The following is a 16317-nucleotide window of genomic DNA, read 5'->3' on the forward strand; positions in this document are numbered from 1 at the left end:
TCGTGGCCAGCCATGAGGCTGGCCACCGTTAAACGCTAGCTCTGCTGACGGCCTTTACCTGCCGCAATACGCAAACGCAGGGCATTTAGCTTGATAAAGCCTTCGGCATCTTTCTGGTTGTAAGCACCCGCATCGTCTTCAAACGTTGCAATAGACTCGTCAAACAGCGACTGCTCAGACTTACGACCAACGACCGTGGCGTTACCTTTGTAGAGCTTCATGCGGACCACACCCGAGACATTTTTCTGAGTCTCGTCAATGGCGGCTTGCAGCATGCGGCGCTCTGGGCTCCACCAGTAGCCGTTATAGATGACTTCGGCATACTTGGGCATCAACTGATCTTTCAGGTGAGCCTCTTCACGATCCAGCGTCAGCGATTCAATCGCACGGTGCGCACGCAGCATAATCGTGCCACCGGGCGTTTCGTAGCAACCACGAGACTTCATGCCTACATAGCGGTTCTCAACGATATCCAGGCGGCCAATGCCGTTATCGCCACCCAGCTTGTTGAGTTTCTCCAACACTTCATGTGCCTTCAGCGCTTCGCCGTCAATCGCAACGATGTCGCCTTTCTCAAACGTCAGCTCAACGTAAGTCGGCTGCTCTGGCGCGGCTTCCGGAGAAACGCTCCAACGCCACATGTCCTCTTCGGCTTCGGCCCAAGGATCTTCCAAAATGCCGCCTTCGTAGGAAATGTGCAGCAGGTTGGCATCCATGGAGTAGGGAGATTTCTTCTTCTTATTAGAGAAATCCACCGGAATGTTGTGCTCTTCACAGTAAGCCATCAGCTTTTCGCGGGAAGTAAGATCCCACTCGCGCCATGGCGCGATGACTTTAACGCCCGGCTTAAGCGCGTAGCCGCCCAGCTCAAAACGCACCTGGTCGTTACCTTTACCAGTCGCGCCATGAGAAATGGCGTCTGCGCCGGTCTCGTTAGCAATTTCGATCAAGCGCTTGGCGATCAGCGGGCGAGCAATAGAGGTGCCCAGCAGGTACTCACCTTCATAAATAGTGTTCGCGCGGAACATCGGGAAGACGTAGTCACGCACAAACTCTTCGCGCAGATCTTCGATGTAGATCTCTTTAACGCCGAGCGCTTGCGCTTTGGCACGAGCAGGCTCGACTTCTTCACCTTGACCGATGTCGGCAGTAAAGGTCACTACCTCGCAGTTGTAGGTCTCTTGCAACCACTTAACGATTACGGATGTGTCCAGGCCGCCTGAATATGCCAGCACAACCTTTTTGACATCGGACATTCTTTGCTCCTTGTAAAAAGCAGTTCACCAGAAGGGGTAGCGCCATGCAGCGCTACCTGTTTATTCAAACCGTCAGTATAGCGTTCTCAATGCTCAGCGAATACCGTCAACGACGCCTTAGGGGTAAAGCTGCTAGAATCCCCCTAACCATAGCGGTCACTCATACCGCTAATCCCGACCGACTACTCGCTTTACTAAGGAGAGCTGCATGAGCGAGGCAATTGCCCGCGAATTGATGGCCCAGCGTTTTCGCAGTTACTTACCGGTTGTCATCGATTTGGAGACGGGTGGGTTTAATGCCCAAACGGACGCAGTACTGGAAATTGCAGCTGTCACATTAACGATGGATCCAGATGGTAATTTACTGCCTGACGCGACCTATGCTTATCACATACACCCCTTTGAGGGCGCCAATGTTGAGCAATCCGCGCTGGATTTTACCGGGATTAACCTGGATGACCCGTTGCGTCGTCAGGTGGCACTCAGTGAATCTGAGGCGTTGGGCGAGATTTTTCGGCCCATTCGCAAGTCGCTCAAAGCACACGGCTGCTCGCGGGCCATTCTGGTGGGCCACAATGCCGCCTTTGATCATGGTTTTCTAAATGCCGCAGCCAACCGTTGCAACGTGAAGCGCAATCCGTTTCACCCCTTCTCAAGCTTTGATACCGCTACGCTCGCCGGATTTGTGTATGGTCAAACCGTGCTTGCTAGAGCCTGTCGCGCGGCAGGTATCGAATTTGATAACAAAGCGGCCCACTCTGCACGCTACGACACTGAACGTACGGCTGAGCTGTTTTGTGCCATGGTAAATCGCTATAAAGATTTGGGCGGCTGGAGGCTTGCTCAGCGTGAGCAGGCCCTCGATGGCGGCGACGAATAGCACCACACAGCTGCTGGTAGCCACTGCCTAAGTGTGTGGCCTGCCAGCAGCATGTAATGCAGCGGAAATGGCTTTGCGCTAAACTTTGCTGCGTTATCAGCGCTGACGCGAAACGTGTATGCCTATTACCGACAGGCATTTCGCGCAGCCATTGCGCACAGACATGGCGCGTATAGAACTCAGGCAAGAGAGTGATTTCTTGCCGTTAATAACGATGAAACCACCCGTTTTCAGGAGATGAGACCTTTCCATGGCCCAGCATAATGCCTTTTACGCCCAGTCCGGTGGCGTTACCGCCGTTATCAATGCCAGCGCCTGCGGCGTTATCGAAGCTTGCCGGCAAGCCCCCGATCAGATTGGCAAGGTATACGCCGGTCATAACGGCATTATTGGTGCGCTGACGGAAGATCTTATTGATGTCACACAGGAAAGCGACGAGTCTATTTCCGCGCTTCGCTACACGCCCGGCGGTGCTTTCGGCTCTTGCCGCTATAAGCTGAAGGATATTGATACCCACCGCGCCCAGTACGAGCGTCTCATTGAGGTCTTTAAGGCCCATGATATTCGCTACTTCTTCTACAACGGTGGCGGCGACAGTGCAGACACTTGCCTTAAAGTGTCACAGCTTTCCGAAAAGCTGGGCTATCCGCTGACAGCCATTCACGTTCCCAAAACCGTTGATAATGACTTGCCCATTACCGACAACAGCCCTGGGTTCGGCAGCGTGGCGAAATATATTGCGACGTCTACGCGGGAAGCATCGCTGGATATCGCCTCCATGTGCGCCACCTCTACCAAGGTGTTTGTACTGGAAGTGATGGGTCGTCATGCTGGCTGGATTGCTGCTGCCGGCGGCTTAGCGGGCGAAGGCGAAGGTGAGCCGCCGCACTTGATCATCTTCCCTGAAGTGTCGTTTAACCGCAAAGCGGTCATGGCGCGGGTTGATGAGAGCGTTAAGAAATACGGTTACTGCGTGATCGTGGTATCGGAAGGCGCGCGTTATGAAGACGGCACTTTCCTGGCAGATGCGGGCAATACCGATGCCTTCGGCCATCGCCAGTTGGGCGGCGTTGCGCCTACGTTGGCAGGCATGATCAAACAAGATCTCGGCTATAAGTATCACTGGGCAGTCGCCGATTACCTGCAGCGCGCCGCACGCCACCTTGCGTCTAAGACCGACGTCGAGCAAGCCTATGCCGTTGGGCGTGAAGCCGTCACGCTGGCCCTGGCTGGCAAAAACTCAATGATGCCCGCGATTCGCCGTATTTCACAAACGCCCTACCAGTGGGATGTGATCTCGGCACCGCTGTCTCAGGTGGCTAACCAAGAAAAATTCATGCCGCGGGATTTCATCAGCGAAAGCGGTTTTGATATTACTCAAGCGTGCCGTGATTATCTCTCCCCCTTAATTCAGGGCGAAGATTTCCCTCCGTTTGAGAATGGCCTGCCGAAAGTCGCCAAGCTGAAACTGGCGAAGGTAGAGCAGAAACTGCCTAAGTTCACGCTGTAGGCCGTTTGCCAGCTTCAACGCTGGCCTATAAAAAGGGGCGATGACTGATGTCATCGCCCCTTTTGTAATTGCTATTTTTACTTACTCTTTTAATTGCTATGCGGTTATAGCGGGCTTTGTGGTGTCGTCTTAACGCAGCAGCCATGAAAGCACTAGCAGCAGCAGCAAAATCCCTGCAACGCCTTGCCAGAAACGCCTAGATTCTGTGCGCGGTTCCTCTTTCTGCGGCAGCCGACCCAACGGTACCCGCAGTGCGTGCAAAAACTCAGACATACGCCTAAAGCGCAGCGGCCGCTGTGGGTCTAGCGCTCGGCGCAGCGCATCATCCAGTGCCGGGGTAATTTCTGGATTGGTGGTGCGTGCGCTTCGGTAGCTAAGCTCTTCTAAATCAGTATGGCAACGCAAGCGATTAGGCGTCAGGATGTAGGGCAACTCGCCCGTTAGTAGCCAATATACCGTGGATGCCAGCGAATACTGATCGCTGCGTCGCCCAACGCTGTCACCGAGCGCATACTCAGGCGCAGTATGCTCATTAAAGCCAATTTGGCGCAGCAATTCACCAGAGTGACGATGTCCATCTACTTCGCGCATGTGGCAGGCGCTAAAGTCCGTTAACACTACTTGCCCATGCTGATCTACCAGCACGTTATCTGGAGTGATTTGTTGATGAATAATGTCCCGATGATGCAGCGCTTGAACGGCTTTTCCTAACTGGTTGGCAATATCCAAACGCTGAACAAGGCTCGCCTGCGGGTGACGTTCTGCCCACTGGCGCAGCGTCTCCCCCTCCACGTTTTGCATGAGGTAATAAAGATAGCGACGCGGCCGCGATGGCTCCATCACCTTGACGACAAAGGGCGAGTTTACCCGCTCTACGACCCACTGCTGGAGTAAGAAGTGCTCTAAATAGGCGTTACGCAGCGAAAGCTCCGGGCTGGGCGCTTTCATCACCATGACGCGGTCGCTATGCACATCGCGAACCCGGTACACCCGAGACTGAGCATTGCGCGACAGCACCGCTTGGATCTCCAACCCATCAAGACGCTCGCCAGGGGCGAGTTCGGGAGGAATCGGCAGATCGCCATACAGCATGCTGGGATGATCGGTTGCTTCTTCGGGGAGTTCATCAATGCGCAGTAGCTGAAAGCAGAACTGGTCACCGCCGTAACCACGCTCCTGAGCGCGCTGCTTGGCTTCGCTAGCCAACCGTTCACAGGCGGCATCTAAATCGCTGGCATCTTGGCGAATAAGGCGCACATAGTCTGACGGCATCAGCGTGCCGCGCACCGCCTGGGTGGTAAACACAAACAGGTCGCCCTGCTTCAGCGCCAGATGGGTATAGTCAATATCGACACTGCCATCCATGCCCAGCGCGCGGGAAGGATAACGATAGCCACCCACATCTGTTACATGATCGCGGGTAAGCTGTTCAAATTCAGCCCCGCGTAAGCGAAACACCAAAGTATCACCCATGTGGAACAGATGCCCTTCACGGCCTAAAAACACCACTGCTGAAAGCGATGAAACAAAGCTGCCTTCTTTCACGTGCTGGCTTTGGCTATAACACCAGCTATTTAAGGCACGCAGCACGCGGGTGGCCGAGGTTTTGGTATCCCAATGCTCAGGCGTCGAGTAGTAATCAGCGAGAAAGCCTCGCACGCTTAAATCCCCAGCCTGCTTGGCCATCGTATTGCGGGAAATTGAGTCACTAATCACCGCACAGCCGCCTTTCATTTTCAGCAGCGGCGCATCCGGCAGCCGCACCGACATCGAGCTTCGATGTTGGCGCCGCTCTGGGGCAACAAACGCTTGACCATAACTCATTAGCAACTGGGCGTGCGCCAACTCATCCTCCTAGGCTTACGGCTCACTATCGCAACCACCATTCCACTGTCATCACAACTACAAAGGGCTATCATACACGCTGACACAGTGAAACGATGCCCGCCAAACGTCGCGAACAGCACAAAACTGCGTCTTGGCCCGTTGCACAAACGGACTTGTTGCAGTGACTTAGCGAAAACACTGCCCTTCTTAAACATCCAGTGCATTCACTGCTAGGCTGTTAAACACCTATGTCGCATTGGTAATCTCTCAACCATGTTCGTATAATTCTTCACCATTAATGCAATGCATCAACTGCTTAGCTACTGCGCTCTGCAATAGGTAAGAAAAGCCAAGCCAAGGAAGCAACGATGAACTTTGATAACATCCCCGCTGGAAAAGATCTGCCCAACGATATCTACGTGGCGATCGAAATTCCTGCTAACCACGCGCCGATTAAGTACGAAATCGACAAAGATATGGGTGCACTCCTCGTTGACCGTTTCATGGCCACGCCCATGTTTTACCCGGCCAACTACGGCTTTATCCCGCACACTCTGGCAGACGACGGTGACCCGCTGGATGCGCTGGTGGTCACGCCTCACCCAGTAGCGCCTGGCAGCATCATTCGTGCGCGCCCGGTCGGTATCTTAAACATGACCGATGAAGCCGGCGAAGACGCCAAACTGGTCTGCGTACCGCACCCGAAACTCTCTACGCTATATGATGACGTGCAGGAAGTGACTGACCTGCCCGAACTGCTGCGCCAGCAAATTGCTCACTTCTTCGAGAACTACAAAGACCTCGAAAAGGGTAAATGGGTAAAAGTAGAGTCTTGGGAAGGCGTTGATGCCGCCCGTAAGGCGATCGAAAAGTCAGCCGCTGCTTACAAAAAAGCGTAATTAGCGTCTCGACACTGCTTGCAAAGGCCGCCTTCAGAGGCGGCCTTTTGCGTTTACATTAACGGAGCATGAAGCACCGCGTCACGTCACCGCAGTAAATACGCTAATCTCAGCAGGTGCGCTATCCTGCCTCTTTGCACCCCAACCTGTTACCAATGCGCAAGGATACTCCGTGTTACTCATGCGACGTTTTAGCCTATTTTTTATGCTGTGCTGGCTACCTCTATTGGCCCATGGACAGTGGTTCTCTTCAAACAATCAAAGCGACTTCCTGCCAGTGATGGAGGCCTTCCAACCCAGCGCATGGCACGATGGTGACACGCTTAGCATTGGGATTGATATTGCCGATGAGTACTATTTGTACCGCCACCAGCTTGCCGTCACGAGCCAGCAGGCATCGGTCGATTTAGAAGACCCCGTCATTCCAGAGGGCACATTCACCACCGATGAATTCATGGGAGATGTTTACGTCTTCCGAGACCAACTTGTGTTTGATGTACCGCTAAGCACTTCGTACAGTGGACCCATTAACATTGAGCTGACTTTTCAAGGCTGTGCCGATGCAGGGTTATGCTACCCGCCTGAGCGCATCACGTTAGAGGCCGCTGAAACATCACCGCCCAGCGCGTTTGCCAATTGGCAAAGTGAGAGTGCACAGAGCGCTCAGAATCCAACAAGCACGGGTGAACCTGACTCAAACAGTGTAGCGACTCAATCGGGCGAGAGTGCTGGCTTGTCCGCACCGCAAAGCGAAGATAGCAAATTCAGCGCACTGATCAGCGGTACCAGCCTACCGCTCGCCCTAGGGCTCTTTTTCCTCGCAGGCATCGGGCTTACCTTTACGCCCTGCGTGCTGCCGATGATTCCAATTTTGTCGTCTATTGTGGTGGGCCAGAACCCTACCAAGCCTCGCGCTTTTGTACTCTCTGCCAGCTACGTCCTTGGCATGGCCATTACTTATGCCCTAGTGGGCGTGCTAATGGGGCTATTTGGTGCAGGTCTAAACCTCCAAGCACACTTACAGTCCGCGCCTGTTTTAATTACCTTTGCCGTTCTGTTTACCCTGTTCGCTTTAGCGATGTTTGGCGCGTTTGATCTGCGCGTCTCCCCGCGCATCGCTAATACCGTCGATGCGTGGCAAGCGCGTGCCCAGCGCAGTGGCCCGATGGGTTTAGCAGTGGCGGGCGCGCTGTCAGTACTGGTGGTTTCTCCCTGTGTCACGGCCCCGCTTGCGGGTGCGCTGGTGTTTATTTCTTCTACCGGAGATGCCGCCATGGGCGGGGCTGTGCTGTTTGCACTTGGGCTTGGCATGGGCCTTCCGTTACTGCTGGTAGGCACCTTTGGAGCAACGCTACTGCCTCGCTCGGGCGGGTGGATGAACGGCGTTAAAATGGCGTTTGGTTTGCTGCTACTGGGCGTTGCCATCTGGATGGTCGAGCGTTTAACTCCCCCTTCTATTGCGCTGCTGCTGTGGGCGGCGCTGGCTATCGGTAGCGCACTCACCCTGGGAGCACTCAATACATCACCCTCTCACGGCTGGGCAAAAGCTCGCCAAACGGCAGGAATCATGCTGCTGGCCTGGGGCGTGGCGCTTGTGCTCGGCGCTGCCCAAGGAGGAAGTAACCCTTTGCGGCCGCTATCCGTCACTTCCTCTAATGCCAGCGATGCCACGGCGGCTCCTACCTTTCAGGAAGTGGATAGCCTCAGTGAACTGCAGGCTGCCTTAGATCAAGCCTCTCAAGCAGGGCAGCCAGTCTTTGCCCACTTCACTGCAGAATGGTGTATCTCCTGCAAACTCATGGAACGAGAGGTCTACCCAACCCCGGAAGTCGCTGCGGCATTGAACGATTTTCAACTCATTGCAGTCGATGTGACAGAGACCAATGCACAAAGCCGCGAACTGCTGGACCATTTCAACCTGTTTGGCCCACCCAGCCTGCTACTCTTTAACCAAGGCGTCGAAATACGTGAGGCGCGTATCCAAGGCGAAGTGACGGCACAAGGGCTCATCCAGCATCTTGATGCCTTTAAGCGTTGGCAGCAGGGATAACGCCTGGTCACCTAATGGTTAGCACCGACCACGCAGCTTTCAGCGCCTTTTTGAGTCACTGTGTCGCGAACGTCGTCAAACAGTTGTTTAAGTCGCAAATATCGCTCACAGCATGGCTGCTACTGGACAGTGGATGACTTTTTCGGCAAACTCCGCAGCCATATTTGCTAAAAAACTCATCTTTTAGCGTTGAGTCTGGGGTAACGTTCGACATCGTGCCGCGTTCTCTTCATTTTTAAAATTGGTTTACTGCGCTTGAAAGCGCCGCACTGAGCAGGCATATCTCACCTGTGAAGGCGTCACATTTTGATCAACTTTTGGGGCTATACGAATGGATATTCGCAAAGTTAAAAAACTGATTGAGCTGCTGGAAGAGTCCAACATCAGCGAAATCGAAATTCAAGAAGGTGAAGAGTCGGTCCGCATTAGCCGTCACCCCAACGGAACCACCTGGCAGCCGCAGCCAATGCCGCAGTACGCCCAGCCAGCGCAGGCTCCCCAAGCCCCCAGCGCAAGCGTTGCCGCAGAACCAGAACCGCAGGGTGCGAGCTATCGCGGTGAAGCCGTTAACTCGCCAATGGTCGGCACCTTCTACCGCAGCCCGGCACCCGGTGCCAAGTCGTTCGTTGAAGTAGGAGACACCGTTAAGCAAGGCGATACCGTTTGTATCGTTGAAGCCATGAAAATGATGAACCAAATTGAAGCCGACCGCGACGGCGTGGTTGAGGCCATCCTAGTGGAAGATGGCGAGCCGGTGGAATTTGATCAGCCTATGATCGTCCTCGCTTAATCTTTCATATCAACACGGGTGGACTCTCCCATGCTGGACAAGGTACTTATCGCGAACCGCGGCGAGATAGCCCTTCGTATCTTACGCGCGTGTAAAGAGCTAGGGATCAAAACCGTTGCCGTTCACTCCAAGGCAGATCGTGAACTGATGCACGTTCGTCTGGCGGACGAAGCGGTCTGCATTGGCCCTGCTTCTTCTGCGCAGTCGTATTTGAATATTCCTGCACTGATCAGCGCTGCCGAAGTCACCGACTCAAGCGCGATTCACCCCGGCTATGGCTTTCTTTCTGAGAACGCCAATTTTGCCGAGCAGGTAGAACGCTCAGGCTTTACCTTTATTGGCCCACGCCCAGAAACGATTCGCCTAATGGGCGATAAAGTCAGCGCAATTGAAGCCATGAAAGTGGCTGGCGTGCCGACCGTTCCCGGCTCTGATGGCCCACTTGGCGATGACGATGCCACGAACCTGGCGACCGCTCGCCGCATTGGCTATCCGGTGATCATCAAAGCAGCAGCTGGCGGCGGTGGTCGTGGTATGCGCGTGGTGCATACCGAGGGTCATCTCCTCTCTGCAATCACAGTCACGCGCACCGAGGCGCATGCCGCCTTTGGTGACGGCACTGTGTATATGGAGAAGTTTCTTGAGAAGCCGCGCCATGTAGAAGTGCAGGTATTGGCAGACGGTCAAGGTAATGCCATTCACCTTTATGACCGCGATTGCTCGCTTCAGCGCCGTCACCAGAAAGTGCTAGAAGAAGCTCCCGCGCCAGGTATCGACCCTGCCGCCCGAGCAAAAGTACTCGAAGCGTGCCGCCAAGCGTGCATCGAGATTAACTACCGCGGTGCGGGTACGTTCGAGTTCCTATACGAAGACGGCGAGTTCTTCTTCATTGAAATGAACACCCGCGTACAGGTAGAGCACCCGGTGACAGAAATGGTTACCGGCGTTGATATCGTCAAAGAGCAGCTGCGTATTGCATCGGGCATGCCGCTCTCCATTCGCCAGGAAGATGTCAAGCTCAATGGCCACTCCTTTGAGTGCCGTATCAATGCGGAAGATTCGCGCACCTTTATGCCGTCTCCAGGCAAAGTGACGCTGTTTCACGCCCCTGGCGGCTTGGGCGTTCGGATGGACTCCCATCTTTATACTGGCTATACCGTACCGCCCCACTACGACTCCTTGATTGGCAAGCTGATCACGTGGGGCGCTGATCGCGAGATCGCTTTGACGCGGATGCGCAACGCACTTGATGAGCTTCTGGTAGAAGGTATCAAGACAAATATTGACCTGCAGAAAGACCTGGTACGGGATAGCTATTTCCGTCAGGGTGGTGTCAATATTCACTATCTCGAAAAGAAACTAAGCAGTTAAATAATTGGCTGTTTACATGCTCACCCCTGGGTGAGCTCTACAGCGGGGTGGCTATCGCCACCCCGCTGCTGTTGGTTACCTCGTAACCCCTTACCCTATTCATGCCGTGGAGATCCCCAATGCCCTGGCTGCAATTAAAAGCACATGTCGCCCCCGAGCAAGCTGACCTTCTCGAAGAGCTTCTGCTTGATGAGGGCGCGACGGCTATTGGCCTTCAGGATGCTCACGACGACCCCGTCTTTGAGCCAGAGCGCGGCACGACTCCTCTATGGCAAGACACCATTTTAACGGGTCTCTACGATGACCTTGACGGCATCGATGACATGCTCAGCCGCATCGAAGCAGCCTGGGCCGAACAAGTGCCCGGTGAGCCATGCCCAACCATTGAGTACGAGCTGCTGGCAGACCGCGATTGGGAACGCGAGTGGATGGATGACTTCACCCCACTGCGCATGGGCGAACGGCTATGGATAGTGCCCAGCTGGCACGAGCCCCCCGAAGCAGGCGCAGTGAATTTGATTCTTGACCCAGGCCTGGCGTTTGGAACTGGCACGCACCCCACAACGGCGCTCTGCCTTGAGTGGCTCGACGGGTTAGCAGTGCGCAATGAACTGCAGGGCAAAGCCGTGCTGGATGTCGGTTGCGGGTCGGGCATTCTCGCTATTGCCGCCCTGAAACTGGGCGCCGACCATGCAGACGGCACGGACATTGACCCACAAGCGCTACAAGCCAGCCGCGACAACGCCGAGCGCAATGCTATTGGCGCGGAGCAGCTCGCGCTCTACTACCCTGAGCAACTTGAGGGCGGCCCCTACCCTATCGTCACGGCCAATATTCTGGCGGGACCGCTGGTTGAGCTGTCTAGCATGATTGCTAGCCACGTAGCGCCCGGTGGTCACATTGCGCTATCCGGCATACTTGCCAACCAAGCCTCCGACGTACTGGACGCCTACGAAGCCCAAGGGCTTTATATGGATGAACCCACCGTGCGCGAAGGCTGGGTGCGGTTGACGGGCCGCCGCCCCGCATAAAATCGGAATTGGCCTTCAATCCCTTGTCGAGTAGGCGTATCATACGCCCCCTTGAAACGTCCTACTCGTCGATTTCATGCCTACCAAAGTGCACCGCAATGACCTTGATGACTACTTCGCCACCTGCGATTGGGCCTTACCAACTGCCTAACCCGGTAATGCTGGCCCCCATGGCGGGCGTCACCGACCGCCCGTTTCGCCAACTCTGCCGTCGGCTAGGGGCTGGCTGGGTGGTGGGTGAAATGGTGACCGCAGACCCCTCATTGTGGCACACCCGCAAATCACAGCTACGCATGGACCACGAGGGTGAACCTGACCCTCGTGTGGTGCAGATTGCCGGGGGCGATGCCGAAATGCTGGCCCAGGCCGCCCGTCTTAACGCGGAGCTGGGCGCGCAAATCATCGATATCAACATGGGCTGCCCGGCCAAGAAAGTGTGCAACAAGGCGGCAGGCTCTGCTCTGCTTCGTGATGAAGCCTTGGTGGCTGACATCTTAGATGCCGTCGTGAATGCGGTTGATATCCCCGTTACATTGAAGATTCGCACTGGCTGGTGCGCCAACTCCAACAACGCACGCCGCATTGCTCAGCTCGCTGAATCTGCAGGCATCCAAGCGCTCGCGATTCATGGCCGCCACCGGGAACAGCGCTATACTGGTGAGGCAGAATACGACACTATTGCCGACATCAAGTCGCGTCTTAACATTCCTGTGATTGCCAATGGCGATATCACAACGCCTGAAAAGGCGGCCTATGTGTTGCGCTACACCGGCGCAGATGCCGTGATGGTGGGGCGAGGCGCGCAAGGCAACCCGTGGATTTTTCAACAGATCACTCACTACTTAACTCACGGTGAGCGGCTAGCGCTACCCAGTTTGGCGGAACGCGGCCAAGTCCTTCGTGAACACCTGCAGGCGTTGCTCGCTTTCTACGGCGAGACGATGGGCGTACGCATCGCTCGCAAGCACGTTGGCTGGTATCTCAACGACGACCAGCGTTTTACAGACGCCGAGCAGCGCACGCTTAAACAGCAATTTAATGCCCTCGCTACGCCTGACACACAGTTTGATTGGATCAATAACGCCATGACCCCCGACGCCACCCAGCGTCTGTTAGTTAAAGGAAGCCATGCGGCATGACTGAACGCGACCTGCTCTCCAGCGAACGCTCCTCCCGACTCTCCGGAACGCTAGCAGACCCCTCCGCCAGCGCTCAGCCCCAGCCGTTAAGAGAGGCGGTTGAAACGGCAATGCGCCGCTACTTCGAGCATCTCGATGGCAGTCAAACCTCCGACTTGTACGCGATGGTGATGGCCGAAGTAGAGGCTCCTCTGCTGGCCTGCGTGATGGAGCACACGGATGGCAATCAAACACGTGCCGCAGACGTGCTCGGTTTAAACCGCGGCACGCTGCGCAAAAAGCTGAAGCTTTATGGATTAATCGAAAGTGACGCCCCTTAACGGGGCGTTGCTATTTTAACCTCCGACCTGCCCACGACGAGCACCCTTATGGCCGATAGTATCGCTACCCCCGTTCGCCGCGCCTTGCTGAGCGTATCTGATAAAACTGGCATCGTAGAGTTTGCCCGCGGCCTCGCCGACCATGGCGTTGAGCTTCTGTCTACCGGTGGCACGTTCCGCTTACTGCAAGAGAACGGGATCGCTGTTAAGGAAGTATCTGAGCACACTGGCTTCCCAGAGATTATGGATGGCCGTGTGAAAACGCTGCATCCCAAAATCCATGGTGGCATTCTGGCACGCCGCGGCCAGGACGATGCCGTGATGGCAGAGAACGACATCACGCCTATCGATATGGTCGTAGTGAACCTTTACCCCTTCGCTGCCACCGTTGCCAAACCTGACTGCACGCTGGAAGACGCCATCGAAAATATCGATATCGGCGGCCCAACCATGGTGCGTGCCTGTGCTAAAAACCACGCATATACCACGATTGTGGTTAACGCCAGCGACTACGATCGGGTACTAGGTGAGCTTACAGAGCAGTCCGGCCAGGTAAGCGCTGCCACCCGCTTTGACCTAGCCGTGAAAGCATTTGAGCACACGGCCGGCTATGATGGCGCGATTGCTGACTACCTTGGTCGCCAAGTCGCCAGCGAAGACACCACGTTTGCCCGCACCTTCAACCTGCAGCTGCATAAAAAGCAGGACATGCGCTACGGTGAAAACCCGCACCAGAAAGCGGCTTTCTATGTTGACCCAGCTGCCAGCGAGCCGAGCGTTGCCACAGCTAAGACGCTGCAAGGTAAACCGCTCTCTTTCAATAACGTCGCCGATACCGACGCAGCGTTTGAGTGCGTAAAAGCTTTTGACGACACCGCCTGTGTCATCGTCAAGCACGCCAACCCCTGCGGCGTTGCCGTTGGCGCAACCGCTCTGGAAGCTTACGATAAAGCTTTCGCGACCGACCCAACCAGCGCCTTTGGCGGCATTATTGCCTTCAATGTACCGCTAGATGCCGATACCGCGCGCGCGATTATTGACCGTCAGTTTGTCGAAGTGATTATCGCTCCTGGGGTCAGCGACGATGCAGCCGCCATTGTGGCCGAGAAGCAGAACGTTCGCCTGCTCGATGTCAGCGCTCATTGGCCCGGCACTGCACAACCTGAATTTGACTTCAAACGCGTGAATGGCGGCCTGCTGGTACAGGATCGCGATCAAGGCATGGTCACTGAAGATGAGCTAACCGTAGTCAGCGAACGCGCCCCGTCTGAAGAAGAGCTTCGCGATCTCGCGTTTGCATGGCGCGTTGCTAAATTCGTCAAATCCAACGCGATTGTGTACGCCAAGGCAGGCCAAACGGTTGGCGTAGGCGCAGGCCAAATGAGCCGTGTTTACTCGGCTAAAATTGCCGGTATTAAAGCAGCGGATGAAGGGCTGTCTGTTCCCGGCTCCGTGATGGCTTCTGACGCCTTCTTCCCCTTCCGTGACGGCATTGATGCCGCTGCTGCAGCGGGCATTACGGCAGTTATCCAGCCCGGCGGCTCCATGCGTGACCAAGAAGTCATTGATGCCGCTAACGAAGCGGGCATTGCCATGGTGTTTACCGGCATGCGTCACTTCCGCCACTAATCGGCACATAAAGCTCCTGCATTAAAAAAGCCCTCACTTGCTTCAAGTGAGGGCTTTTTCGGTCTAGGGCGGTTTACTTGCCAAGATCAATGCACAGATATTTCGTTTCCAGATACTCTTCCAAGCCCTGGTGACCACCTTCACGCCCAAGACCCGACGCTTTCACCCCGCCAAACGGAGCGGCCGCGTTAGAAATAAGCCCGGTATTAATGCCCACCATACCGTACTCCAGCGCCTCTGCCACGCGCCAAACACGCGCCAGATCGCGGGAGTAGAAATAAGAGGCTAAACCGTACTGGGTGTCGTTAGCCATCTCGATGGCGGTCTCTTCGTCATCAAAAGGGAAAACAGCGGCCAGCGGGCCGAAGGTTTCTTCGTGGGCTACCTTCATCTTATCGGTGGCAAAGCTAATCAGCGTCGGCGTAAAGTAATTGCCCCCTAACGGGTGCGGGTGACCACCCAGCAGCAACTCAGCGCCGTTATCAACGGCATCCTGCACGTGCTCGCTGACCTTTTTCACCGCATTTCCATCAATGAGCGGGCCGATATTGACCCCAGGCTTGGTACCATCGCCTACCTTCAGCTCGCTGTTCATGGCGACGGCCAGCTTCTCACAAAAAGCATTGATCACGCTGGACTGCACCAAAAAGCGGTTGGTGCATACGCAGGTTTGCCCGGCATTACGGAACTTAGCCGCCATCGCACCTTCCACGGCGGCGTCTAAATCTGCGTCTTCAAACACAATGAACGGTGCGTTACCCCCAAGCTCCAAGGAAATTTTCTGAATATGCTCAGCGGCTTGCGCCATCAGCGTGCGCCCCACCTCTGTGGAACCCGTGAAGGTGATCTTGCGAACCTTCGGCGACTCCGTCAGCGCTTTAGCAATCTCTGACGCGTTGCCCGGCACCACATTAAACACGCCGCGCGGAATCCCCGCACGCTCAGCAAGTAGTGCAAGCGCTGTGGCAGAAAAGGGGGTTTGACTAGCGGGCTTTACAACGATAGTACAGCCTGCCGCCAGGGCGGCACCTGCTTTGCGGGTAATCATGGCCGCGGGGAAGTTCCAGGGGGTAATTGCCCCTACCACGCCTACCGGCTGCTTTGTCACGACAATGCGCTGGTTAGCATTGGCTGCCGGAATCGTTTCACCGTAGACACGGCGAGCTTCTTCCGCAAACCAGCGCAAAAAACTCGCCGCGTAGACAATTTCGCCTTCCGCTTCTTTAACCGGCTTACCCTGCTCATAAGTCATTAATAGGGCGAGATCCTGCTTATGCTCTAGCATTAGATCATGCCATTTGAGCAGCAAGTCTGCTCGTTCCTGAGCGGTAAGCGCCCGCCAAGCGGGCAGCGCCGCATCGGCGGCATCAATGGCGCGTTCGGTTTCCGCTCTCCCCAGCCTTGGGATATCGCCCACTGGCTCACCGGTGGCTGGGTTCGTAACGTTAATTTGCTCACCGCTGTCAGCGGCTACCCAACTACCATCGATGTAGGCAAACGGGCAATATAGCTGCGTTTCTCTCAGCGCTTCCATGACAGACTCCTGACCAAATGACGGCCTAATAGGCTCATTTACCTGTTCATGCTAAGACGAAACGGCGCATTTCACCAAGCC

The 16317-nt window shown here is 55.3% G+C and carries 13 protein-coding genes; 10 read left to right on the top strand and 3 right to left on the bottom strand.

The window, feature by feature from the left end:
* Positions 1-35 precede the first annotated feature (35 nt).
* The gene (locus tag R0J87_RS09695; RefSeq protein WP_188638597.1) at positions 36-1256 is read right to left on the bottom strand and encodes an argininosuccinate synthase; all 1221 of its coding nucleotides are present in this window, start codon (positions 1254-1256) and stop codon (positions 36-38) included.
* Between the two features lie 208 nt (positions 1257-1464).
* Here R0J87_RS09695 and rnt point away from each other — a divergent pair, with 208 nt between their 5' ends.
* Positions 1465-2136: a ribonuclease T gene (rnt, locus tag R0J87_RS09700; protein WP_311063973.1), complete on the top strand. Its 672-nt coding sequence runs from the start codon at positions 1465-1467 to the stop codon at positions 2134-2136.
* A gap of 250 nt (positions 2137-2386) precedes the next feature.
* The gene (locus tag R0J87_RS09705) at positions 2387-3646 is read left to right on the top strand and encodes a 6-phosphofructokinase (protein WP_188638595.1); all 1260 of its coding nucleotides are present in this window, start codon (positions 2387-2389) and stop codon (positions 3644-3646) included.
* Between the two features lie 129 nt (positions 3647-3775).
* Here R0J87_RS09705 and R0J87_RS09710 read toward each other — a convergent pair whose 3' ends face one another.
* The gene (locus tag R0J87_RS09710; protein ID WP_498885847.1) at positions 3776-5491 is read right to left on the bottom strand and encodes a bifunctional protein-serine/threonine kinase/phosphatase; all 1716 of its coding nucleotides are present in this window, start codon (positions 5489-5491) and stop codon (positions 3776-3778) included.
* A gap of 350 nt (positions 5492-5841) precedes the next feature.
* On the opposite strand from R0J87_RS09710, the gene ppa reads away from it, so the two are divergent.
* The 8 genes from ppa to purH all read left to right on the top strand — a co-directional run bounded on the left by ppa (position 5842) and on the right by purH (position 14702).
* On the top strand, positions 5842-6372 hold the full coding sequence (gene ppa, locus R0J87_RS09715; protein ID WP_311063970.1) for an inorganic diphosphatase: 531 nt from the start codon (positions 5842-5844) through the stop codon (positions 6370-6372).
* 181 nt (positions 6373-6553) lie between these two features.
* Complete coding sequence (gene dsbD / locus R0J87_RS09720) at positions 6554-8422, top strand: protein-disulfide reductase DsbD (protein WP_498885881.1); 1869 nt, start codon at positions 6554-6556, stop codon at positions 8420-8422.
* A gap of 331 nt (positions 8423-8753) precedes the next feature.
* Positions 8754-9212 carry an acetyl-CoA carboxylase biotin carboxyl carrier protein gene (gene accB / locus R0J87_RS09725; protein ID WP_404341754.1) on the top strand — a complete coding sequence of 153 codons (459 nt, stop codon included), beginning with the start codon at positions 8754-8756 and terminating at the stop codon, positions 9210-9212.
* 30 nt (positions 9213-9242) lie between these two features.
* Positions 9243-10583, top strand: coding sequence for an acetyl-CoA carboxylase biotin carboxylase subunit (gene accC, locus R0J87_RS09730; protein ID WP_404341756.1), 1341 nt, complete (start codon positions 9243-9245; stop codon positions 10581-10583).
* Between the two features lie 119 nt (positions 10584-10702).
* Complete coding sequence (prmA, locus tag R0J87_RS09735) at positions 10703-11614, top strand: 50S ribosomal protein L11 methyltransferase (RefSeq protein ID WP_498885849.1); 912 nt, start codon at positions 10703-10705, stop codon at positions 11612-11614.
* 98 nt (positions 11615-11712) lie between these two features.
* Complete coding sequence (gene dusB, locus R0J87_RS09740; protein WP_498885850.1) at positions 11713-12753, top strand: tRNA dihydrouridine synthase DusB; 1041 nt, start codon at positions 11713-11715, stop codon at positions 12751-12753.
* Positions 12750-13073, top strand: coding sequence for a DNA-binding transcriptional regulator Fis (fis, locus tag R0J87_RS09745; protein WP_404341762.1), 324 nt, complete (start codon positions 12750-12752; stop codon positions 13071-13073). Before dusB ends, fis begins: the two co-directional genes overlap by 4 nt.
* Positions 13074-13121: 48 nt before the next feature.
* Positions 13122-14702 carry a bifunctional phosphoribosylaminoimidazolecarboxamide formyltransferase/IMP cyclohydrolase gene (gene purH, locus R0J87_RS09750; RefSeq protein WP_498885853.1) on the top strand — a complete coding sequence of 527 codons (1581 nt, stop codon included), beginning with the start codon at positions 13122-13124 and terminating at the stop codon, positions 14700-14702.
* A gap of 73 nt (positions 14703-14775) precedes the next feature.
* Here the strand turns inward: purH and R0J87_RS09755 are convergent, their stop codons facing one another.
* On the bottom strand, positions 14776-16236 hold the full coding sequence (locus R0J87_RS09755; RefSeq protein ID WP_498885854.1) for an NAD-dependent succinate-semialdehyde dehydrogenase: 1461 nt from the start codon (positions 16234-16236) through the stop codon (positions 14776-14778).
* Positions 16237-16317: the final 81 nt, after the last annotated feature.

It is taken from the genome of Halomonas sp. SIMBA_159, assembly GCF_046536035.1.
In the GTDB taxonomy this organism is placed as follows: domain Bacteria; phylum Pseudomonadota; class Gammaproteobacteria; order Pseudomonadales; family Halomonadaceae; genus Vreelandella; species Vreelandella venusta_A.

Coding starts and splice junctions, on each gene's coding strand:
- R0J87_RS09695 (WP_188638597.1), bottom strand. CDS start 1,256: ATGTCCGATGTCAAAAAGGTTGTGCTGGCATATTCAGGCGGCCTGGAC.
- rnt (WP_311063973.1), top strand. CDS start 1,465: ATGAGCGAGGCAATTGCCCGCGAATTGATGGCCCAGCGTTTTCGCAGT.
- R0J87_RS09705 (WP_188638595.1), top strand. CDS start 2,387: ATGGCCCAGCATAATGCCTTTTACGCCCAGTCCGGTGGCGTTACCGCC.
- ppa (WP_311063970.1), top strand. CDS start 5,842: ATGAACTTTGATAACATCCCCGCTGGAAAAGATCTGCCCAACGATATC.
- dsbD (WP_498885881.1), top strand. CDS start 6,554: ATGCGACGTTTTAGCCTATTTTTTATGCTGTGCTGGCTACCTCTATTG.
- accB (WP_404341754.1), top strand. CDS start 8,754: ATGGATATTCGCAAAGTTAAAAAACTGATTGAGCTGCTGGAAGAGTCC.
- accC (WP_404341756.1), top strand. CDS start 9,243: ATGCTGGACAAGGTACTTATCGCGAACCGCGGCGAGATAGCCCTTCGT.
- prmA (WP_498885849.1), top strand. CDS start 10,703: ATGCCCTGGCTGCAATTAAAAGCACATGTCGCCCCCGAGCAAGCTGAC.
- dusB (WP_498885850.1), top strand. CDS start 11,713: ATGACCTTGATGACTACTTCGCCACCTGCGATTGGGCCTTACCAACTG.
- fis (WP_404341762.1), top strand. CDS start 12,750: ATGACTGAACGCGACCTGCTCTCCAGCGAACGCTCCTCCCGACTCTCC.
- purH (WP_498885853.1), top strand. CDS start 13,122: ATGGCCGATAGTATCGCTACCCCCGTTCGCCGCGCCTTGCTGAGCGTA.
- R0J87_RS09755 (WP_498885854.1), bottom strand. CDS start 16,236: ATGGAAGCGCTGAGAGAAACGCAGCTATATTGCCCGTTTGCCTACATC.